21 protein-coding genes are annotated in these 18,585 nt (G+C 71.4%); 11 read left to right on the top strand and 10 right to left on the bottom strand.

The features are described from left to right. The first annotated feature begins 211 nt into the window (after positions 1 to 211). Positions 212 to 997, top strand: a complete 786-nt coding sequence (locus OU416_RS03660; RefSeq protein ID WP_270925352.1) for an SDR family NAD(P)-dependent oxidoreductase — start codon at positions 212 to 214, stop codon at positions 995 to 997. A gap of 60 nt (positions 998 to 1,057) precedes the next feature. Continuing rightward, positions 1,058 to 1,237 carry a hypothetical protein gene (locus OU416_RS03655; RefSeq protein WP_270925351.1) on the top strand — a complete coding sequence of 60 codons (180 nt, stop codon included), beginning with the start codon at positions 1,058 to 1,060 and terminating at the stop codon, positions 1,235 to 1,237. 180 nt (positions 1,238 to 1,417) lie between these two features. Here the strand turns inward: OU416_RS03655 and OU416_RS03650 are convergent, their stop codons facing one another. Continuing rightward, positions 1,418 to 2,218, bottom strand: a complete 801-nt coding sequence (locus tag OU416_RS03650) for an ABC transporter ATP-binding protein (RefSeq protein ID WP_270925350.1) — start codon at positions 2,216 to 2,218, stop codon at positions 1,418 to 1,420. A gap of 211 nt (positions 2,219 to 2,429) precedes the next feature. Between OU416_RS03650 and OU416_RS03645 the strand changes: the two genes are divergently transcribed. Genes OU416_RS03645 through OU416_RS03630 form a run of 4 tightly spaced genes read left to right on the top strand, consistent with a single transcriptional unit; the run spans position 2,430 to position 5,375 of the window. After that, on the top strand, positions 2,430 to 3,464 hold the full coding sequence (locus OU416_RS03645) for a s-methyl-5-thioribose-1-phosphate isomerase (RefSeq protein ID WP_270925349.1): 1,035 nt from the start codon (positions 2,430 to 2,432) through the stop codon (positions 3,462 to 3,464). Continuing rightward, positions 3,461 to 4,180, top strand: a complete 720-nt coding sequence (mtnC, locus tag OU416_RS03640) for an acireductone synthase (protein WP_270925348.1) — start codon at positions 3,461 to 3,463, stop codon at positions 4,178 to 4,180. Before OU416_RS03645 ends, mtnC begins: the two co-directional genes overlap by 4 nt. After that, on the top strand, positions 4,177 to 4,803 hold the full coding sequence (mtnB, locus tag OU416_RS03635; protein ID WP_270925347.1) for a methylthioribulose 1-phosphate dehydratase: 627 nt from the start codon (positions 4,177 to 4,179) through the stop codon (positions 4,801 to 4,803). Before mtnC ends, mtnB begins: the two co-directional genes overlap by 4 nt. Next, the gene (locus tag OU416_RS03630) at positions 4,800 to 5,375 is read left to right on the top strand and encodes a 1,2-dihydroxy-3-keto-5-methylthiopentene dioxygenase (protein WP_270925346.1); all 576 of its coding nucleotides are present in this window, start codon (positions 4,800 to 4,802) and stop codon (positions 5,373 to 5,375) included. Before mtnB ends, OU416_RS03630 begins: the two co-directional genes overlap by 4 nt. Positions 5,376 to 5,490: 115 nt before the next feature. Here the strand turns inward: OU416_RS03630 and OU416_RS03625 are convergent, their stop codons facing one another. From OU416_RS03625 to OU416_RS03615, 3 genes are all read right to left on the bottom strand, one after another. Beyond that, positions 5,491 to 6,513: an AraC family transcriptional regulator gene (locus OU416_RS03625; RefSeq protein ID WP_270925345.1), complete on the bottom strand. Its 1,023-nt coding sequence runs from the start codon at positions 6,511 to 6,513 to the stop codon at positions 5,491 to 5,493. Between the two features lie 23 nt (positions 6,514 to 6,536). Further along, on the bottom strand, positions 6,537 to 7,445 hold the full coding sequence (locus OU416_RS03620; RefSeq protein WP_270925344.1) for a zinc-binding dehydrogenase: 909 nt from the start codon (positions 7,443 to 7,445) through the stop codon (positions 6,537 to 6,539). Between the two features lie 231 nt (positions 7,446 to 7,676). Then, positions 7,677 to 8,606, bottom strand: coding sequence for a TetR/AcrR family transcriptional regulator C-terminal domain-containing protein (locus OU416_RS03615; protein WP_270925343.1), 930 nt, complete (start codon positions 8,604 to 8,606; stop codon positions 7,677 to 7,679). A 194-nt stretch (positions 8,607 to 8,800) separates the two neighbouring features. On the opposite strand from OU416_RS03615, the gene OU416_RS03610 reads away from it, so the two are divergent. After that, complete coding sequence (locus OU416_RS03610) at positions 8,801 to 9,499, top strand: DUF2306 domain-containing protein (RefSeq protein WP_333779616.1); 699 nt, start codon at positions 8,801 to 8,803, stop codon at positions 9,497 to 9,499. 51 nt (positions 9,500 to 9,550) lie between these two features. On the opposite strand, the gene OU416_RS03605 is transcribed toward OU416_RS03610, so the two are convergent. Both OU416_RS03605 and map read right to left on the bottom strand, forming a co-directional pair. Then, complete coding sequence (locus OU416_RS03605; RefSeq protein ID WP_270925341.1) at positions 9,551 to 10,717, bottom strand: macrolide family glycosyltransferase; 1,167 nt, start codon at positions 10,715 to 10,717, stop codon at positions 9,551 to 9,553. 193 nt (positions 10,718 to 10,910) lie between these two features. Continuing rightward, complete coding sequence (gene map / locus OU416_RS03600; RefSeq protein ID WP_270925340.1) at positions 10,911 to 11,645, bottom strand: type I methionyl aminopeptidase; 735 nt, start codon at positions 11,643 to 11,645, stop codon at positions 10,911 to 10,913. A gap of 54 nt (positions 11,646 to 11,699) precedes the next feature. Between map and OU416_RS03595 the strand changes: the two genes are divergently transcribed. Beyond that, positions 11,700 to 11,978: a helix-turn-helix domain-containing protein gene (locus OU416_RS03595; protein WP_270925339.1), complete on the top strand. Its 279-nt coding sequence runs from the start codon at positions 11,700 to 11,702 to the stop codon at positions 11,976 to 11,978. A 157-nt stretch (positions 11,979 to 12,135) separates the two neighbouring features. Here the strand turns inward: OU416_RS03595 and OU416_RS03590 are convergent, their stop codons facing one another. The 3 genes from OU416_RS03590 to OU416_RS03580 all read right to left on the bottom strand — a co-directional run bounded on the left by OU416_RS03590 (position 12,136) and on the right by OU416_RS03580 (position 14,444). Further along, on the bottom strand, positions 12,136 to 13,089 hold the full coding sequence (locus tag OU416_RS03590) for an alpha/beta fold hydrolase (RefSeq protein ID WP_270925338.1): 954 nt from the start codon (positions 13,087 to 13,089) through the stop codon (positions 12,136 to 12,138). A gap of 74 nt (positions 13,090 to 13,163) precedes the next feature. Continuing rightward, positions 13,164 to 13,742 carry a TetR/AcrR family transcriptional regulator gene (locus OU416_RS03585; protein ID WP_270925337.1) on the bottom strand — a complete coding sequence of 193 codons (579 nt, stop codon included), beginning with the start codon at positions 13,740 to 13,742 and terminating at the stop codon, positions 13,164 to 13,166. Between the two features lie 72 nt (positions 13,743 to 13,814). Beyond that, the gene (locus OU416_RS03580; RefSeq protein ID WP_270925336.1) at positions 13,815 to 14,444 is read right to left on the bottom strand and encodes a TetR/AcrR family transcriptional regulator; all 630 of its coding nucleotides are present in this window, start codon (positions 14,442 to 14,444) and stop codon (positions 13,815 to 13,817) included. A gap of 120 nt (positions 14,445 to 14,564) precedes the next feature. Between OU416_RS03580 and OU416_RS03575 the strand changes: the two genes are divergently transcribed. Continuing rightward, on the top strand, positions 14,565 to 16,112 hold the full coding sequence (locus OU416_RS03575; protein WP_372907201.1) for an FAD-dependent monooxygenase: 1,548 nt from the start codon (positions 14,565 to 14,567) through the stop codon (positions 16,110 to 16,112). 4 nt (positions 16,113 to 16,116) lie between these two features. On the opposite strand, the gene OU416_RS03570 is transcribed toward OU416_RS03575, so the two are convergent. Then, positions 16,117 to 17,289 (bottom strand): epoxide hydrolase family protein, encoded by a 1,173-nt coding sequence (locus OU416_RS03570; protein WP_270925335.1) that lies wholly within the window; start codon positions 17,287 to 17,289, stop codon positions 16,117 to 16,119. Between the two features lie 82 nt (positions 17,290 to 17,371). On the opposite strand from OU416_RS03570, the gene OU416_RS03565 reads away from it, so the two are divergent. Next, entirely contained in the window at positions 17,372 to 17,956 is a 585-nt protein-coding gene (locus OU416_RS03565) for a CGNR zinc finger domain-containing protein (protein WP_270925334.1), read from the top strand. Positions 17,957 to 18,004: 48 nt separating this feature from the next. Continuing rightward, positions 18,005 to 18,457 (top strand): pyridoxamine 5'-phosphate oxidase family protein, encoded by a 453-nt coding sequence (locus tag OU416_RS03560; RefSeq protein ID WP_270925333.1) that lies wholly within the window; start codon positions 18,005 to 18,007, stop codon positions 18,455 to 18,457. The last annotated feature ends 128 nt before the right edge of the window (positions 18,458 to 18,585 follow it).

The following is an 18,585-nucleotide window of genomic DNA, read 5'->3' as shown; positions in this document are numbered from 1 at the left end:
TCTGAGGTGATCGGGTCCGGGTAGGGTGCTGGGCATGCGTTTCTGATCTCGTCCTGCCCTGCGTCCGAGGCGTGCTGCCCGGCGGGGTGCTGCGCGTTGACGGGTCGGGATCGTGTTCTGCCGTACTTCTCGGTGTGCGTTCGCTGGGGCGCGCGGGCCTCCTCGGTGGCGGGTGGTCGCTGGTTGAGCATCCCGTTGTTCGAGGAGGACGATGATGGTCGATACCCGTCTTGCCGGTCGGACCGTGCTGGTCACCGGAGGTTCGGGGAATGTCGGTGCGGCGATCAGCCGCGCGTTCGCCGCTGAGGGCGCGCGCGTGGCGGTGCACTACCTCGCGCAGGACTCCCCTGCGCCTGAACACGTCGAGTGGGCGCACATCACGCCCGCGGGCAGCGCGGCCGACGCGTTCGCTGCCGAGCTCGGCAACGGTTCGTTCGCGGTGAGCGCGGATCTGGCCGAGCCGGACGGGCCGCGGGGGCTGGTGCGGGCTGTGGTGGAGCGGGCCGGTTCGGTGGACGTGCTGGTCAACAACGCGGCGCACTGCGAGTTGCCGGATTCGGTCGATTCGCTGACCGCCGGGTCGTTGGAGCGGCACTACCGGGTCAACGCCATCGCTCCGGCGGTGCTGATCACCGAGGTGGTGCGGTCGCGCCGCGAGGGTGCGCGGTTGTCGGTCGTCAACATCACCACGGATGCGGCGCGGGCGTTTCCCGGTCAGACCGGTTACGGCACGTCGAAGGCGGCGCTGGAGGCGCTGACCCGGTCGATGGCGCTGGACCTGGCTGCTCGGGGTGTGCGGGTGAACGCGGTCGCGCCGGGGCCGGTCCAGACGGGGTGGATCGGTGCCGAGGAGATCGATGCGGTGACCGCGATCGTGCCGATGGGCCGGGTGGGTGAGCCCGAGGACGTCGCCGATGCGGTGGTGTTCCTGGCTTCGCACCAGGCGCGCTGGATCACCGGGCAGGTCTTGCAGGTGGCAGGCGGGCACGCGTTGTGAGCCGGGCGCCGTGCCACCGCCGCTGCTGAAAGGGTGGTGGCACGGCGCGGATCAGCGGCGTTGCATGCGTTCGGTCTCTTCGCTGCCGACTTCGGTGATGCGTTCCAGGTACCGCTCGACGATGGCGAGCTCGTCGTCGGTGAAGCTGTCGAGGGCCTGGTTGAACAGGGTGTAGGCGGCGTGGTGCCGTCGGGCGGCCGCGGTGACCGCCGCGATCGCCTCCGCGCGAGTTCGGCTTGATATGAACCATTCCCTACGGCTTACATATCTGCGTCACGCAGATAGTGCGTGGTGCAGAACCTTCGGCGAGTTCGTCGAGTACTGGACCTGCACCGACATCCTGGACGGCCTCGCCCAGCTCGGAGCCGTCTCCGGCCCCAACGGTCCCGCCCAGCGCTGACGCCGGCGAAAGCGCCCGGGTCAGGCGCGGGCGTGCCAGCGGCCGTCGGTGCGGGTGATGCGCACCGGGTGGTTGAAGCACTTGCTGATGTGGTCGGTGGTGATCACCTCGTCGACCTCGCCGGAGGCCAGGCACCGGCCTTCGCGCAGCAGCATGGCGTGGGTGGTGCTGGCGGGCAGTTCTTCGAGGTGGTGGGTGACCAGCACGGTGGCCAGTTGCGGGTGTTCGGCGCGCAGGTCGTCGAGGCTGGTCAGCAGTTGTTCGCGGGCGGCCAGGTCGAGCCCGGTGGCCGGTTCGTCCAGCAGCAGCAGGCGGGGCACGGGCATCAGCGCGCGGGCGATGAGGGTGCGGCCCCGCTCCCCCTGCGAGAGGGTGTCCCACCGGGCCCGGGCCTTCTCGCTCATGCCGAGGGTGCTGAGCAGCCGGTCGGCCTGCTCGGCCTGCTGCGGGCTGGGTTGCCAGCGCGGGACGAGTTCGGTGGTGTTGGTGGCGCCGGTGAGCACCACGTCGCGGACCTGCAGCGGGCTTCGCAGGGGGTGGCGGGGGTTGATGTGGCCGACGTAGGAGCGCAGTTGGCGCATGTCGACGCGGCCCAGCTGGTGGCCGAGGACGGTGACGCTGCCGCGGGTGGGGTGGTTGATGGCGCCGAGCAGGTTGAGCAGGGTGGTCTTGCCCGCGCCGTTGGCGCCCAGCAGCGCCCAGTGCTGGCCGGGGTGGACCTGCAGTGACACCGAGCGCAGCAGGTGGTTGCCGTCGCGGACGACGTCGACGTCGTCGGCGTGCAGGACCGGGCCGGTGCCGGTGGGCCGGGAGTCGATCAACGGAGGTTGCCTTCCGGTGCGGGAATCGCTGCGCGGACGGCGCGCGAGGGGTGGCTGCGCGCAACGGGTCCGGATCAGCCGAACAGGCGGTGGTTGCACCCTAACAACCGGTCATGGCGGCTCTCGCGATGTGGGTTGGTTTGCGGTGGTGCGGGCGGTGCTGACTACGCTGGCGGCAACGAAGAACGACACATTTCGCATCGAGGAATTCATGCCGCCACCTTCCGCGCACCCCGGCTCCCCGACGCTGGCCGACAGCGTGCGACTGGCCGACGACGGGGTGCACATCCTGGACCGCAGGGTGTTCCCGTTCGAGCACCGATGGGTGCACGCCCGGACCGTTGACGAGGTCGCCGTCGCGATCGAGGACATGGTGACCCAGTCCTCGGGCCCGTACTTCGCGGTGCTGTGGGGCATGGTGCTGGCGGCCCGCGAGTCCGCGGGCGCCGATCCCGACACCGCGCGGGCCCGGCTGCGCGCCGCCGGGGACCGGCTGATCGCCACCCGCCCCACCAACGACCAGCCGCGCAAGGCCGTGGAGTGGGTCCTCTCGGCTGTGGCCGATGGCGGCGATGATGTGGCCGCCGCCGCGCTGGCGGGTGCGCTGGCCGGTGATGCCGATTACCGGCGTCGCAGCCGGGAGATGGGCCGGGCCGGTGCGGAGCTGCTGCCGCGGGGTGCCCGAGTGCTGACGCACTGCTGGGGCGACCTGTACCTGGTGGGTCTGGTGGAGGCGCTGCTGGAGCAGGACAAGCAGCCGTCGTTCGTGTGCACCGAGACCCGCCCTTACCTGCAGGGTGCGCGGTTGACCGCGCACACGCTGGCCGAGATGGGCGTGGAGACCACGCTGGTCACCGATGCGATGCCGGCGTCGCTGATGCGCGCTGGGGAGATCGATGCGCTGGTGACCGCCAGCGACCGGGTCACCATGGACGGGCACGTGATCAACAAGGTGGGCACGTTGCAGCACGCGGTGGCCGCGCAGGCCTTCGGGGTGCCCTTCCACGCGTTGTGCCACGCCCCGGATCCGCATTCGGCGACCGGTGCGGACGTGCCGATCGAGTACCGCGACGGCGAGGAGGTGCTGCACACGCTGGGGCGGCGCAGCGCCACGGATCTGGTGCGGGGGCTGTACCCGGCCTTCGACGTGACCGAGCCGCGGTTCGTCTCCACGGTGGTCACCGATCGCGGGGCGTTCACCCCGGATCGGCTGGCGGCGGGCTACTTCGGGGAGGGATCGCGGTGAGCGTGCAGGTCGCGGCCCGGTGGGTCGTGCTGGACATCGAGGGGACGCTGACGGCCACCAGCCAGGTGCACGTGGTGCTCTACGACTACGCGCGGCCGCGGTTGGGGCCGTGGATCGACGAGCACGGCTCGGATCCGGTGGTGGCCGAGGCGGTGGAGCAGGTCAAGGCCGATGCGGGGCTGGATGCCGGGGCCGGTACCGCTGAGGTGGTGGCGGTGCTGCACTCCTGGATGGATGCCGACCGCAAGGCCACGCCGCTGAAGACGTTGCAGGGCCTGATCTGGTCCGACGGTTACGCGCGGGGCGAGCTGGTCACCGGCTACTTCCCGGACGTGGTTCCGGCGCTGCGGGACTGGCGGGGCCGGGGCGCGCGGCTGGCGGTGTTCTCCTCGGGTTCGGTGGCCGCGCAGGTCGCGTCGTTCTCCAACACCACCGCGGGGGATCTGCGGGAGCTCTTCGCCGGTCATTTCGACACGGTCAACGCCGGGCCGAAGCGGGAGCGCCCGTCCTACGAGGCGATCGCCGGGCGGCTGGGTGCGGTGCCGGGTGAGGTCGTGTTCTTCTCCGACGTGCCCGCCGAGCTGGATGCCGCCGCGGCGGCGGGCTGGCTGACGGTGGGGTTGGCGCGCGACGGGGAACCGTTCGCCGGCGCCGATTTCGGGGCGCACCCGGTGGTGGCGGGTTTCGACGAGGTGGAGCTTGAGGTGATCGTGTGAGCGGCGAGCTGGAGCGGGCCGGGGCGGCGCTGGCCGCGGAGTCGGCGCGGATGGCGGGGCTGGGCTGGATGCGCGGCACGTCGGGGAACCTGTCGGTGACGCTGGGGCGCGATCCGCTGCGGCTGGCGGTGACCGCCAGCGGGCTGGACAAGGGTGAGCTGAGCGCCTCGGACGTGGTGGTGGTCGACGAGGCGGGCGCGGCGGTGCCCGATCAGCCGAACCCGGATCAGCGCCCGTCGGCCGAGGCCGGGTTGCACGCGCGGATCGCGGCGGTGGCCGGTGCGGGTGCGGTGGTGCACGTGCACATGCTCTCGGCGGTGGTGGCCGGGCAGCGCTGGCCGGAGGGTGTGGTGCTGCGCGATCTGGAGATGCTCAAGGGCCTGGGTCGTCGCGACGACGATGTGATGACGGTGCCGGTGGTGCCCAACAGCCAGGACATGCGGGTGCTGGGCGATGCCTTCGAGGCGAGCTTCGATGCCGCGACGCCCGCGGTGATCGTGGCCCGCCACGGGTTGTACGTGTGGGGTCGTGACCTGGTGCAGGCGCGGCACCGCACGGAGTGCTTGGACTGGTTGTTCCGGTTCACCTTGGCCGCGAACGGATTTCAGGAGGTTGTGGCATGACGTTGCTGACCGTGTGGCCCGACACCGATCCCGCCACTGTGGAGCTGCGCACCGAGGAGCCCGGTGAGATCGCCGCCGCGCTCAAGCCCTTCGGGGTGCGTTTCGAGCGCTGGGAGCTCAAGGAGCTGCCCGCGGGCGCCAGCTCGGAGCAGGTGCTGGAGGCCTACCGCGCGGAGGTCGACCGGGTCATCGACGCCGAGGGCTACATCAAGGTCGACGCGGCGGTGATGGCGCCGCGCGATGACGATCCGCAGTGGGCCGAGCAGGCCAGGGCGGCGCGGGAGAAGTTCCTCTCCGAGCACACCCACGACGATGACGAGGACCGGTTCTTCGCCCGCGGTGCGGGGGTGTTCTACCTGCACCTGGAGGACAAGGTCTACGGGGTGCTGTGCGAGGCGGGTGATCTGCTGAGCGTGCCTGCCAACACCACGCACTGGTTCGACATGGGGGTGCGCCCGGATTTCGTGGCGATCCGCTTCTTCCACGACGAGGACGGCTGGGTGGGCGACTTCTGCGACACCGACACCGCGGAGCGGTTCCCGTCCTTCGACGAGCTGATGGCCTCGCGCTGAGCACCGACCGGGCGCCGGGTGCGGATCTCCTCCGCACCCGGCGTTCGTGTACTCGCGCGGCCGCGATGAGGCCGCGGCCCGGCTGGGTGAGGTCGGTCGCCGGGGCGGTGCGCGGTTACTTCCCGGGCGAGGTCGAGCCGGTCGCGGCCTGGTCTCCGAAGTGGACGGTCGGCCGACCGGCACTCGCGCTCGAACGCTGCCGGTGGTCGCCCGCCTGCGACCCCTTGCGAAGCCGGGAGCGGTACTCGCCCGGGGAGACGCCCAGGGCACGTCGGAAGGCGCGGCTGAAAGCGTGCGGAGAGGCGTAGCCGACCGCGCCGGAGATCGACTCGACCGGCTCGTCGGTGTCGCGGAGCCGGACCGACGCCAGGTCCATGCGCCACTGCGTGACGTACGCGCCCGGTGTCTGTCCGAGGGCGGACCGGAAGTGCCTGGACAGCGTCGTCCGGGAGACCGCCGTCGCGGCCGCCAGGGACTCGGTGGTCCAGGGGTGTTCCGGTCGGGCGTGGACACGCGCCAGGGCATCGCGCACGACAGGATCACGCATCGCGCCCAGCCACGAGACGGGCTGCTGCTCCGGGTGGCGGGCCAGCCAGACGCGCACGAACTGGATGAGCAGCAGGTCGACGATGCTGTTGACGGCGGCGGTGGTGCCGATCTGCGGCTGCGCGAGCTCCGCGGTGAGGAGCTCGACGGTCTTTCTGAGCTGTGCGTTCTCCCCGCTCGTGACGTGCATCGGCTGAGCGAGGGAGGTGAGCACCGGCGTGCTCACCTCCGGGTCCTGCTCGTAGCGCAGGACGAGCACTTCGGTCTGCACCGGCGTCGAGCCCAGGTGCAGGGCGCTGCCGTCGGTGAGGGCCTGGACCGTCGCCTTCCGGTCGCAGGGATTCATCGTCGCGCTGAACCCGCCTGCTATCCCGTGGGCGGTGCCCGGCGGCAGCAGGACGGCATCTCCTGCCTGCGCCTCCAGGGGTTTGCGGCCCGGGACGTGGAGCCACATCGTGCCCCGGGACACCACGTGCAGCGCCGCTCCCGGAGCGGAGTCCAGCCACAGGCCCCAGGTTCCGCCGGCCTTCAGCACGACCCCGAGCGCCCCTCGCGCACCCGATACGCGCAAGGCCTCCGCGAGCACGTCCATCGTTCCACTCCTGCCGACAGGCCTCAGACCACGTCAAGGACGATCTTTCCGTGCACCTTCCGCGCGAACAGCGCCTGGACGGCCTCGGCCACGTCCTGCCAGACGCCTCGCAGTCCAACCGGTGCCGAGAGCCTCCCGGCGGCCACGAGGCCCAGCAGGTCCGTCAGCTCCCCGCTGGTCGGCGTCATGTCGCCGTAGGTGGCGATGCTGCGGGGTTCGCCGAAGCCGAACAAGGTCCCTGACGGGAACGTGGTGTCCTGCCCCGAGGAGTAGCCGACCAGATGGATGGTGCCGCCCACGGCGAGGCAACTCCACGACCGGGCCACCAGCGGCCCACCGACCGTGTCCAGGACGAGGTCGAACCGGCGCGCTGCGTCGGCCAGGTCGGTCAGGACCTCGTCGGCCCCGAGTTCGCGGAGTCCGGCGGCCCGCTCCGGCGAACCCACGTGCGCCGTCACCCGGGCACCGGCCAGCGCCGCCAACTGGACGGCGAAGTGCCCCACTCCCCCGCTGGCACCGGTGATCAGGACGTTGCGCGCCAGCAGGGAACGCGTGCGCAGCACCCGCAGGGCGGTGACTCCGGCGATTCCCAGCGCGGCTCCGTCGGCCAGATCCACGCCCTCGGGGACGGTACCGAGCGAAGCGGGCCTGACTGCCACCCGCTCCGCCCACGCGTGGGCGGACATCCCCAGCGCGACGCGCGTGCCTTCGGGTGGCCCCGAACCGTCGGAGGCGGCGCGCACCACGACGCCGGCCGCGTCGTGGCCGTGCACAGCGCCGGCCGGCCACTGGTGCACGTAGTTCAGCTCTCCGAAGTTGAGGCCGATGTGCCGTATCTCGACCAGCGCCTCGTCGCTGGCGGGCACGGGCTCATCGACATCGGCGAACCGGACGGGTCCGGCCTCGCCGTGATCGACCACAAGGGCGCGCATGGGTGGGTTTCCTTCTCTCGTGGATGCGCCTGAAAATCGGTGTCGCAGCGCGAATTCCGCACTGCGACCTCCTTGAAACCCTACGCAGGACCGGCACGGTGACCAGCCCCGTGAGAGTCGATCAGTTGACGATCTGTATCAGCTCCCGCTGATCTGCGCAGCCGCGCTCGAGCTCCGCTCGCTCGTGTGCACCTGGTGACGCGGCACCCCACGTGCGCGCCTTCGCGGGGTTCAGCGGTGGTTGCGGGTGGTGAGGTGGGCGGCGATGCCGTCGAGGTGGCGTTGCAGGCCGAACTCGAAGAGCTGGTCGAGGTCGAGGCTGATGCCGCTGGCGGCGGTGGCGGCGAGTTCGGGGTAGCGGCCGCTGCCGAGCAGGGAGTGCAGTTCGGGGCGGTCGGTGTTGTGGCGCTGCCGCACGGTGAGGCCGGTTTCCTGGGTGTACTCGCGTTCCATGGCGTGGCTCATGGCCAGGCCGCCGACGAAGCCGTTGACGCTGACGGCCACGTGCAGGGCGGTGCTGCGGGGCAGACCGAGTCCGCTCAGGACGGTGAGCTGCCATTCGAGGTGCTCGACGCCGGTGGGCAGCAGGGGCGGCTGGGCCAGCGAGGTCAGGGCGATCGGCGCCAGCCAGGGGTGGCGCCGGTAGGTGGCCCAGTGCTGGCGGGCGAGTTTTTCCAGGCTGCGGCGCCAGCTTCGGCGGCTGGGTTCGGGCAGCGGGGTTTCGGCGAGGGCGGCGTCGGCCATGAGCCGCAGGAGTTCGTCCTTGTCGGGGACGTGCCGGTAGAGCGACATGGTGCCGGCGCCGAGCTCGGCGGCCACGCGGCGCATGGACACCGCGGTGCGGCCTTCGGCGTCGGCGATGGTGATGGCGGCGTGCACGATGCGTTGCTGGTCGATGTGGGTGTCGGTGGTGCGGGTGCGGGGTGCGCGCCGCCGGGTGGGTTCGGCGACGACGGTGCCGGTGCCGGTGACGGGGTGGACGAGGCCTTCGCGGCGCAGGGTGGCGAGGGCTTTGGTGGCGGTGGCCATGGCCACGCCCCATTCGTCGGTGATCTGGCGGGTGGAGGGCACGCGGTCTCCGGGGCGCAGTTGACCGGAGTCGATGCGGGCGCGGATGTCGGCGACGATGCGCAGGTAGGGGGGTGGTGGTCCGGCGGGCATCGCGCTCCCCTGTTGTCGCACTAGTGCACGTGTGCCGGGAAGCCTAGCGCACCACCGCAAACACCGGCTTGCACTAGTTCGGTTCGAACGAGATGCACGGGTTTCTCCTTGAGCGGTACCGGATTCCCTTGGTGATCAATACGGTGTACGCAGTTGGTTGAAGCGTACGCGAGGGGGTTTCCGAGGTGAGCACGGTGACGCAGCGGCCGGAGGTGAACCGGCCGTCGGTGCGGTGGTGGCGGCGACCGTGGGTGGGGCCGCTGGCGCTGGTGGCGGTGATGTTCGTGGTCTACTCGCTGCCGCCGTACCTGACGCTGGATCCCGCGTTGTCGCGGGTGCAGTTGTCCGAGGGGATGGAGGTGCACTACCCGCTGCTGGTGGGGCACGTGCTGTTCGGGACGGTGGCGATCCTGAGCTGCTGCTTCCAGGTCTGGCCCGCGTTCCGGGCGCGGTATCCGCGGGCGCACCGCCTGATCGGGAGGGCCTACGTCTTCGCCGGGGTGCTGCCCGCGGCGGTGCTGGCCGCGGCGGTGGCGGTGTTCGCGCCGTTCGGCCCGGTGGCGGTGGCCAGCAACCTGACGCTGGCCACGGTGTGGTTCGGCTGCACGGTGGCGGGCTGGCGGGCGGGGCGGGCCCGCCGCTTCGGCGACCACCGCCGGTGGATGATCCGCTCGTTCGTGCTGACGGTCTCGACGGTGACCAACCGGGTGTGGACGCCGTTGTGGGCGGTGCTGCTGGCGCCGCAGCTGCCGACGACCTACGGCGGCGACATGGCCTACTTCATCTCGACCATCGCGGGGTTGTCGACGTGGCTGGGCTGGGTGGTTCCGCTGCTGGTGAGCCAGTGGTGGCTGGACCGCCGCCCGCGGCGCGCTCGCGCCGCTGCGCGGTGAACGGTGGTGGCGCCGGGGGGGGAGGGGGGGGCCGGCGACACCACCACGTGTTCAGGCGAGGTGGTTCTCCAGCGCGTCGGCTCCGGCGGTCGCACCGCCGCTGGAGCGCACGACGCGGCGCATCTTCTCCAGGTTGGCGCGGATGCCTTCGTCCGAGGCGACGTCCTCGACGGCGGCGCGCAGCACCTCGGCGGTGACGGTCGCCGGTTCCAGGTGGCGGCCGAGGCCGAGTTCCTGCACGCGGGCGGCGTTGATGGCCTGCTCGGGCATCTGCGGCACGGCCACCAGCGGGACCGCGGCGTGCAGCGATTCCATGGTGGAGTTCATGCCGGTGTGGGAGATGAAGGCGCTGGCGTGGCGCAGCACCGCCGGCTGCGGGAAGCTCGCGCGCACCTCGACGTTGCCGGGCACCGGCCCGAGTTCACCGGCCTGGACGTCGTGGCCGATGGACATCGCGACCTGCCAGGGGCTGTCGCCGAACGCGCTCAGGCACATCCGGTAGAAGTCGGGCCGGTTGTTGAAGGCGGTGCCCAGTGCGATGTAGAGCAGCGGGGCGTGCGGGTCGCGCGGCTGCCAGGGCTGCTGGTCGCGCTCGCCCAGCAGCGGACCGATGAAGTGGTAGCGCTCGTCGAAGGTCTCGCCCGCGCGCTGGAATTCGCGCGGCAGGAAAACCAGGTTCAGCTCGCCGGATTGCGCCTGGAGCGGCAGCACCGGGCGCACGCCGAGTTCGGCGGCGACCTGCCCGATCCGGTTGGTCATCTCGGTGAAGAGCTCGGTGGAGAAATCCTCGCTGGCCGGTGCTGCCTCCAGCATCGAGAATTGCTCGTTGGAGGCCATGCTGGGCATCAGCACGATCGCGGGAACCCCGAGCTCTTCGGCGATCATGCGGCCGTAGGGGGTCATCGCGTCGGCGCAGACCGCATCCGGCGGGTCGTCGGCGAATCGCTGCCGCAGCACCGGGATGCTGGCTCGCAGGTCGTGGCAGAAGAAGTCCAGCATCGTCGCCATGCGTTCGGTGAACGGGACGCGGCCGATCTGGGGCAGTTCGGTGGGGAGTTCGACGAGCTCGGCGCCCGTGGATTTCACGGCCGGTGCCATGTCGTGGCCCACGGCGTAGCTGACCCGGTGACCGCGGCGCAGCAGTTCGGCCACCAGCGGCAGGGTCGGGTTGACGTGTCCGGCGGCGGGCACGCTGACGAAGGCGAAGTGTCTTTTCATGTTCCCTCGGGACAATTCTGCGATGGCGTGATCGGCAATTCCCAGTATCCGGATGTGCACGCTGCGTCGCATGTGGGATTGATCATCGGCCCGGCGGCGCGGAGAGGACCTTCGGCGGGTTGACCTGGGAGCCCAAAGTCCCGGCCCGGAATCCCTTTTCCGACGGTGTGGGGAAATTGCGCCGAGTGGCGTGTCAGCGCGCGGTGAGGATTCGCGGGCCGTCGGCGGTGATGGCGATGGTGTGCCCGGTGTGGGCGGCGCGGCTGCCGTCTGCGGTGCGCACCACCGAGCCCTCGGTGGTGGTGGCATCGGTGCCGCCCGCCAGCACCACCGGTTCGATGCTCAGCACCAGTCCTGGGCGCAGCGGGACGCCTTTGCCCGGGTGGCCGTCGTTGGGGACCGGTGGTGCTTCGCGCCTGTCGCGGCCCACTCCTGCGCCGCCGAGTCCGGCGGGGATGCCGTATCCGGCGCTGCGGCCGAGCACGCCGATGGCGCGGCAGACATCGCCGAGGCGTGCTCCGGGCCTGGCGGCGGCGATGCCGTCGGCGAGCGCTTGCTCGGTGGCGCGCACCAGTGCGGTGTCCTCGGGCCGGGGCCGGCCGGCGCTGAAGGTGATCGCGGCGGCGCCGACCCAGCCGTGCAGGCTCGCGGCGCAGTCGATGCTGATCAGGTCGCCGTCGGCCAGCCGGGTGTGATCGGGGGTGCCGTGGGCGATGACGTCGTTGACCGAGGTGCTGATCGCGCCCGGCTTCGGCGCCCGGCACGGCCGGGCTCCGGCCTCGGTGAGGAGGGTGCGGGCGAGCTCGTCGAGCTCGCGCAGCGTGATCCCGGGCCGGGCGTGGGCGCGCACGGCGTGCAGTGCGCGGGCGACGACGCGCCCGGCTTCGCCCAGGGCGTCGATCTCGGTGGCGGTCTTCAGCTCGATCACGTGCTGCTCCAGCGGAACTGGCCCAATAACTATACCGATATTAGTATCGCGGTCATGGTGCGTGAACCTCTCACCGAGCACGAGCTGCGCCGGGGCGAACTGCTGGGCCAGGCCCTGCGGGAGGCGCGCGGCCAGCGCAGCATGGTCGAGGTCGCCGCGGCCGCGGGCATCTCCACCGAGACCCTGCGCAAGATCGAGAAGGGCCGGATCCCGACGCCGGCGTTCTTCACCGTCGCGGCCCTGGCCGACGCGGTGGGCCTGTCGCTGGACGAACTGCGCCGCACCGTCCTCACCGGCCAGGCTCCCCCGCAACGACCACGCATCTCCGCCTGATCGCCCGCTCCCGCAGATCCGGGTCGCCCGGCTCGGCGAAGAGCGTCACGCCCTGCCGATGTCGCCCGCCGGAGGTTTCAATCACCGGGCTCCCCTCCCGCCGTGGCTGGAGGGGAGCTGCTCGCGCGGGTGTTTCTCGCCGCACCGCGGTCGGCGCTCAGGTGGCCGGGGTTTCCGGCCGGGTCGTGCGGTGGGGGCCTGCGAAGAACTCCACCAGGCGGGCGAGGAGGAATTCGGGCTGTTCTTCGGGGATGTAGTGCCCGCTGCCGGGCACGGCGAGGACGCGCACGTCGGTGCCCTTGTCGGCCATCTGCTCGCGCAGCGCCGGGTAGCTGTCCTCGCCGGCGAGGGTCAGGATCGGTGTGGTCACCGGCGGGTAGGTGGCCAGGTCGGCGACGTCCTGGCGCATGGTCTGGTACCAGCCGTTGCCCGCGCGGATGGCCTGCTGGCTGTCGTAGGCGTGGGCGTAGATGCGGCGGGCCTGCTCGTCGACCGATGCCTGGTCGTGGAGCATGTGGCCGTAGAGCCAGTCGATCAGCAGCCGGAATCGCCCGTCGAGCAGTCGTTCCGGTAGTTCGCGGAGCTGGTTGAGCGCGAACCACCACGGATATCCGCCGCGGCCTTCGGTGAGCGCGGCGGCCTGCTCGTCGCTGGCGGGGAGCATCGGGATGGCCAGCCAGGAGGCGTCCGGCACGCCCATGTCCAGGGTGACCAGCCGGCGCACGGCGTGCGGGAAGCCCGCGGTGAGGTGGTAGGCCACCGCGGCGCCGATGTCGTGCCCGGCGACGAAGGCCGACTGGTGGCCGAGGTGGCCGATGAGCGCGTGGATGTCGGCGGCGATGGTCTTCTTGTCGTAGCCGGTCTCGGGTTTGGCCGATCCGCCCATGCCGCGCAGGTCGACCGCGATCACGCGGAAGCGGCGGGCGAGCTCGGGCATGATCTTGCGGAACTGCCACCAGGTCTGCGGCCACCCGCCGAGCAGGACGAGGGGGTCGCCGGTGCCGCCGCTGACGTGGTGCAGGCGGGTTCCGTTGACCTCGGCGTGGTCGCTGGTGAAGTCGCCGTCGAGCGTGGCGGCCAGTTCGGCATCGGTGGGAACGGCGGAAACCATGATCACGATTCCTTTAGTTGAACGATCGGTCCAGAAATTGGGCATGAGCGTCCCCGGGGGACGAGGTGGCGGGATCAGCCGAGCAGTGCGAGGGCCTGCTCGACGGTGTCGTCGATCAGGCGTTGGCGCAGGGAGGTCTTGCCGACCACCCGCACGCCTTGGAGCACCGTCACCAGGAAGCGCGCCAGCGCCGCGGGGTCGCGGTCGGCGGGCAGTTCACCTTCGCTCCTCGCCCGCATCAGTGCGGCCGTGAGAGCGGTTTCCACGACCTCCAGCCCCGATTCCACCAGGCGACCGGCGTCGGCGTCGCCGGGCAGTTCGATCGCGGTGTTGGTGATCAGGCAGCCTTTGCGCTGCTCGTCGGTCAGCGCTGCGTGCGCGTACCAGCGCACCAGGGCGCGCACGGCATCGAGCGAGGAGCCTGGTGCGGAGAGCTGGTCGAGCAGTCCCGCGCGGGCGTCGTCCGCATAGCGCTCGACCGCCGCCAGGAACAGATCGCGCTTGCCCCCGAACGCGCCGTAGATGCTGCCGCGCCCCAGACCCAGGTGGTCGACCAGGTCCTGCATCGAGGTCGCCTCGTAGCCCTGGCGCCAGAACAGCTCCATCGCCGTGCGCAGTGCCGCGTCGGGATCGAACTCCTTCACCCTGCCCATGGCCGCAACCCTACTCATACTGGACCGGTCATTCAAGAAATGGTGGGTTCCACGGCCGGTTCGGGGCACATCTCATCGGCGCTGGCGTCGGTGTTCTTCTGCGGCGTCGAGTGCGGGTGCGAGCACCTCGAGCGCGGTGCGGAGCAGGTTCGGGAGCGCTCCGGTGGGGATGACGAGACCGCCGGCGGTGGGTGCTGGTTGCAGCCACCGCCTCAGGGCGGTGCGGACCGCGGCGGTGATGGCGGCCGCGAGCACCGCGGCGGTGGCCGGGTCGGTGTCGCCGAGGCGGTGGGCGATGGCGGTGGCCAGGGGGTCTTCGATGGCGGTGGTGGCGTGCAGGAACGCTTCGCGCAGTGCGGGGCTGGTGGTGATCAGCGTGATCTCGTCGTGTCCGGTGCCGGTGTACTGCTCCACGATCGAGTCGGTGATGGCTTCGGCGAGGCGGATGCCGTCGGGCCGGCCGGTGACGGACTCGGCCAGCCGCGTCTGCCGCTGGGCGGTGATGGCGGCGATGATGGCCTGTTCACGGCTGGAGAAGTAGTTGTTGTAGGTCCGGGGTGAGACTCCGGCGGCTTGGGCGATGTCGTCGACGCGGACGTTGTCGGGTCCGCGTTCCAGCGCCAGCCGCAGTGCCGCTTCGCGCAGGGCTCGTTCGGTGGCCTGCTTCTTCTGCTCGCGCAGTCCTGTCCGCCGTGTGGTCACCGGCCCACCCTCCCAGCTTTACTGCGTCCACGCAAATTTGCGTGCACGCATTTTTTTCGTCTAGGTTGGCGCCGCGGACGGGCGCTGGGCCCGTCCGCGGTGACCGTGAGGAGAGTGCTGGTGATCACCGATGTCGTCATCATCGGCGGCGGCCCGAACGGGCTGATGCTGGCCTGCGAGCTGAGCCTGGCCGGGATCCGGCCCGTCGTGCTGGAACGCCTGCCCGAACCCGGTGACGAACCCAAGGCCAACGGGCTGCTCGGGCAGGTCGTGCGGCTGCTCGACCACCGTGGGCTGCACGAGCGCCTCACCGGTGAGGCGCAGCCGCCGCGAGCCAACACCGCCTACTTCACCTTCGGCGGTCTGGGCCTGGACCTGAGCCTGCTGGAGGACAGCCCGGTCCACACCGTGGCGGTCCCCCAGCGGCGGATCGTGGAGGTCCTGACCGAACGCGCCGCGGAGCTCGGGGTGCAGGTGCGCCGCGGGCACGAACTCGTCGGCCTCTCCCAGGACCAGGACGCGGTCACCGCCGAGGTGACCGGACCGGAGGGGACCTACCGGCTGCGGGCCCGCTACCTGGTCGGCGCCGACGGTGCGCACAGCCGCACCCGCAAGCTGGCCGGGATCGCCTTCCCGGGCCGCACCTACGACCGCATGACGGTGCGCTCGGCGCACGCCGGTGTTCCGCCGGAGTGGGTCGATCCGGCCACCGGTGTCCTGCAGGTGCCGGGTTTCGGCGCGGTGGCGCCGTTCCTGCCGCACCGCACCGAAACCGGCGGTTTCTCCTACGCGCCGCTGCCCGGCCAGCCACCGCTGATCAGCACCACGGAGTGGGACCAGCCCGCCACCGGGACCCCGATGAGCCTGGGTGAACTGCGGGCCAGCATCGGCCGCGTGCTGGGCGCCGAGGTGCCGCTGAGCCCTCCCGGTGGCGCGGGCCCGCACGTGCTGCGGCGACTCAGCGGCGGCAACACCCGGGTGGCCGAGCGGTTCGGTGACGGGCGGGTCCTGCTGGTCGGCGACGCCGCGCACGTCTACGCCGCCACCGGCGGCGGCCCCGGGCTCAACCTCGGCCTGCAGGACGCGGCCAACCTGGGCTGGAAGCTGGCCGCCGAGATCCGCGGCAGCGCCCCGCCCGGCCTGCTGGCCAGCTACCAGACCGAGCGGCGGGCCGCCGCCGAGCGCATGGTGCTCAACGCGCAGGCGCAGGCGGCCCTGATCGCCCCGGGCAGCGACGTCACCGGACTGCGCGCGGTGATGGCCGAACTGCTCGGCGAGGCCGGCACCGTGCGGCGGCTGGCGGAGCTGACCACGGGCGCGGACATCGGCTACGACATGGGTGATCCCGCCGCGCACCCGCTGACCGGCCGCTTCGCCCCGGAGCTGGACCTGCGCACCGAGGCCGGGCCGGTCCGGCTGGCGGAGCTGACCAGGACCGCGCGGCCGTTGCTGCTGGACCTGACCGGCAACGGCTCGCTGAGCGCGATCGCCTCCGAGTGGCGCCACCACTTCGATGTCGTCACCGCCCGCCCGCGGCCGGGATCACCTGCCGCGCTGCTGCTGCGCCCGGACTGCTACGTCGCCTGGGCCGCCGATCACCTGGACGAACCGGCCCTGGAGGCGTTGCGCAGGGCGCTGCGGCGCTGGCTGCCCTGCGCCGGCCGCTGAGGGGTCACCGAGCTGCGGCCAGCACTGCCGCGAGGCCTTCTCGCAGGTCGTTGACGAAGTACCCGGGAACCTCCAGCGACGGGAAGTGCCCCCCGGCATCGGGTGATCTCCACCGGACGATCTGCCGGTACCGCTGCTGGGCCCAGGGGCGCGGGCACTTCTCGATGTCGCGGGGGTACATGGTGATCGCTGCTGGTACGTCGACCCGGAGTTCGGGGTCCAGCGAGTTGTGGCTCTCGTAGTAGATGCGGGCCGCCGATGCGCCGGTCCGCGTCAGCCAGTACAGGGTGACGTCGTCGAGCACGCGGTCCACGGGAATCGTCTCGAACGGGCTGTCCTCGGTGTCGGTCCACTCGGCGAACTTGTCGAGGATCCAGGCCAGGAGCCCGACGGGTGAGTCGACGAGCGAGTAGCCGATGGTCTGCGGGCGGGTCGCCTGCTGTTTGGCGTAGGCCGCGCGGTGGCGCCAGAAGTCGCGGGTCTCCTCGGCCCATGCGCGCTCGTCGGCCGTCAGCCCGTCCGTGGTCAGCCCGGGTGGCCCCTCGGCGAAGGTGGTGTGGATGCCCAGGACGTGCGCCGGGAACCTGCCGGCGAGAACCGTGGTGATGTTGCCTCCCCAGTCGCCGCCGTGGGCGGCGAACTCGTGGTAGCCGAGCCGTCCCATCAGTTCCACCCATGCGGCCGCGATCTTCTCGGTTCCCCACCCGGTGGTGGCCGGTTTGCCGCTGTACCCGAAGCCCGGCAGCGAGGGGGCGACGACGTGGAACGCCGGCGCGTCGGCGTCGTCGGGGTCCGCCAGCTGCTCCACCACGTCGGTGAACTCGGCGATGCTGCCCGGCCAGCCGTGGGTCAGGATCAGCGGTGTGGCGTCCGGGCGCGTGGACCGGCGGTGCAGGAAGTGGATTCCCAGATCGTCGATGGTCGTGCGGAACTGGCCGATGCGGTCGAGGCGCTCTTCGAACGGGCGCCACTGGTACCCGGTGCGCCAGTAGTTCACGACATCGACGAGGTCGGCGAGGGGGACGCCCTGGCCCCATCGGCGGGGGCCGGGCGCGGCGCGGTGGACGGTCTCGGCCTCCGGCAGCCGAGCTGCGGCCAGTCGCGCGCGCAGATCGTCGAGCTCGGCGTCAGTCGCGCGGGCTCGGAATGCTTGCACGTCGCTGGTGGTGCGGGGCATGGGGTCTCCTGACCATCACGGAACCGGCTTAGGTGGTTCTAGCATGTGGATCTTCCCACGGGCAACCGGCTAAGGTGGTTCCATGCGTGCTGGGTTCCCCGACTTCCGCCTCGGCAGCGTTCTGGCGACCAGCTTCACGGCGACCCTGACCGAGCGCAGCGGTGAGCCCGTGGAGCGCATTCCCGTGCCGCAGCGGCTCGTCGACTGGCTGGCGATCCACGGCCTGGCCGTGGACTCCTGCACCGCCGCCCAGCTCGAACTCGCCCGGGAGCTGCGGGAAGCCGTCCACGCCGCCGCGACGGCGACCGCGATCCAGGACCCGCTTCCCGCCTCGGCCCTCCAGATCATCAACGACCGCAGCGTTCAGGGACGGGCCGCGGCGATCCTGACGCCTGACGGCGATCGTCGGTGGCGACTCGGTTCGGACTGCGTGGAGGACGCTCTCGGCGTGATCGCCGCTGATGCGATCAGCATCATCGCGGGCGAACGGGACGGGAAGTTGGCCCTGTGCGCATCGCCGACCTGCCGGGCCGCGTTCTTCGACACCAGCCAGAGCCGCACCCGCAAGTGGTGCGACATGAACACCTGCGGGAATCGCCAGAAGAAGGCGCGCTTCAACGCCAACCGGCGCAAGAACGGCGCCGCCGCACCGACGGGTGCCGGCTGATCCGGGGCGGGTTGACCTCCAGCGCGGTGGAGGTTTCATGCTGTGCGGATGGAGACCGACGCGCAGCGCAGGATCGAGCCGGACTTCGACGTGGCGGGTTTTTTGGCGCGGCCGCTGACCGCGCGGGTGGCCACCAACGGGCCGACCGTGCGGCCGACGTGGTTCCTCTGGGAGGAGCAGGCGTTCTGGATCATCACCGGCAGCTGGGCGAAGCTGCCGGGCCGGGTGCGGGCGGATCCCGCGATCGCCCTGGTCGTCGACGAGTGCGATCTCGCCACGGGCGTGGTCCGGCAGGTCACCGCTCGCGGTGATGCCGACATCGTGCCCTTCGACGTCTCGCGCGGCCGGCGCAAGCTCTCCCGCTACCTCGGCGCCGACGAGTCGCGGTGGGATCGGCGGTTCCGCCGCATCGTGCACGACGATCCCGCCGGCAGCGGGGCGTTGTGGCTGCGGTTGCGCCCGGTTTCGCTGACCGCCAGGGATCTCAGCTTTTCGGTCTGAGCGCGGACCGGCACGACACCGCCTCGAGCGCGGGCGACCGCCGCATCCCCTGTGGACCGTCCACAAGGGATGATCACGGGCTGTGCCCGGGCATGCGTTCCCGGTGTGCGGCAGGGGTTCCCGCGGCG

This window comes from Saccharopolyspora indica (assembly GCF_027853965.1).
GTDB lineage: Bacteria > Actinomycetota > Actinomycetes > Mycobacteriales > Pseudonocardiaceae > Saccharopolyspora > Saccharopolyspora indica.
The sequence above is the reverse complement of the archived record's forward strand: the minus strand, read 5'-3'. Positions and strand labels throughout refer to the sequence as shown.

Coding starts and splice junctions, on each gene's coding strand:
- OU416_RS03660 (WP_270925352.1), top strand. CDS start 212: ATGATGGTCGATACCCGTCTTGCCGGTCGGACCGTGCTGGTCACCGGA.
- OU416_RS03645 (WP_270925349.1), top strand. CDS start 2,430: ATGCCGCCACCTTCCGCGCACCCCGGCTCCCCGACGCTGGCCGACAGC.
- OU416_RS03630 (WP_270925346.1), top strand. CDS start 4,800: ATGACGTTGCTGACCGTGTGGCCCGACACCGATCCCGCCACTGTGGAG.
- OU416_RS03625 (WP_270925345.1), bottom strand. CDS start 6,513: ATGGACGTGCTCGCGGAGGCCTTGCGCGTATCGGGTGCGCGAGGGGCG.
- OU416_RS03620 (WP_270925344.1), bottom strand. CDS start 7,445: ATGCGCGCCCTTGTGGTCGATCACGGCGAGGCCGGACCCGTCCGGTTC.
- OU416_RS03615 (WP_270925343.1), bottom strand. CDS start 8,606: ATGCCCGCCGGACCACCACCCCCCTACCTGCGCATCGTCGCCGACATC.
- OU416_RS03605 (WP_270925341.1), bottom strand. CDS start 10,717: ATGAAAAGACACTTCGCCTTCGTCAGCGTGCCCGCCGCCGGACACGTC.
- OU416_RS03595 (WP_270925339.1), top strand. CDS start 11,700: ATGGTGCGTGAACCTCTCACCGAGCACGAGCTGCGCCGGGGCGAACTG.
- OU416_RS03590 (WP_270925338.1), bottom strand. CDS start 13,089: ATGGTTTCCGCCGTTCCCACCGATGCCGAACTGGCCGCCACGCTCGAC.
- OU416_RS03585 (WP_270925337.1), bottom strand. CDS start 13,742: ATGGGCAGGGTGAAGGAGTTCGATCCCGACGCGGCACTGCGCACGGCG.
- OU416_RS03570 (WP_270925335.1), bottom strand. CDS start 17,289: ATGCCCCGCACCACCAGCGACGTGCAAGCATTCCGAGCCCGCGCGACT.
- OU416_RS03565 (WP_270925334.1), top strand. CDS start 17,372: ATGCGTGCTGGGTTCCCCGACTTCCGCCTCGGCAGCGTTCTGGCGACC.
- OU416_RS03560 (WP_270925333.1), top strand. CDS start 18,005: ATGGAGACCGACGCGCAGCGCAGGATCGAGCCGGACTTCGACGTGGCG.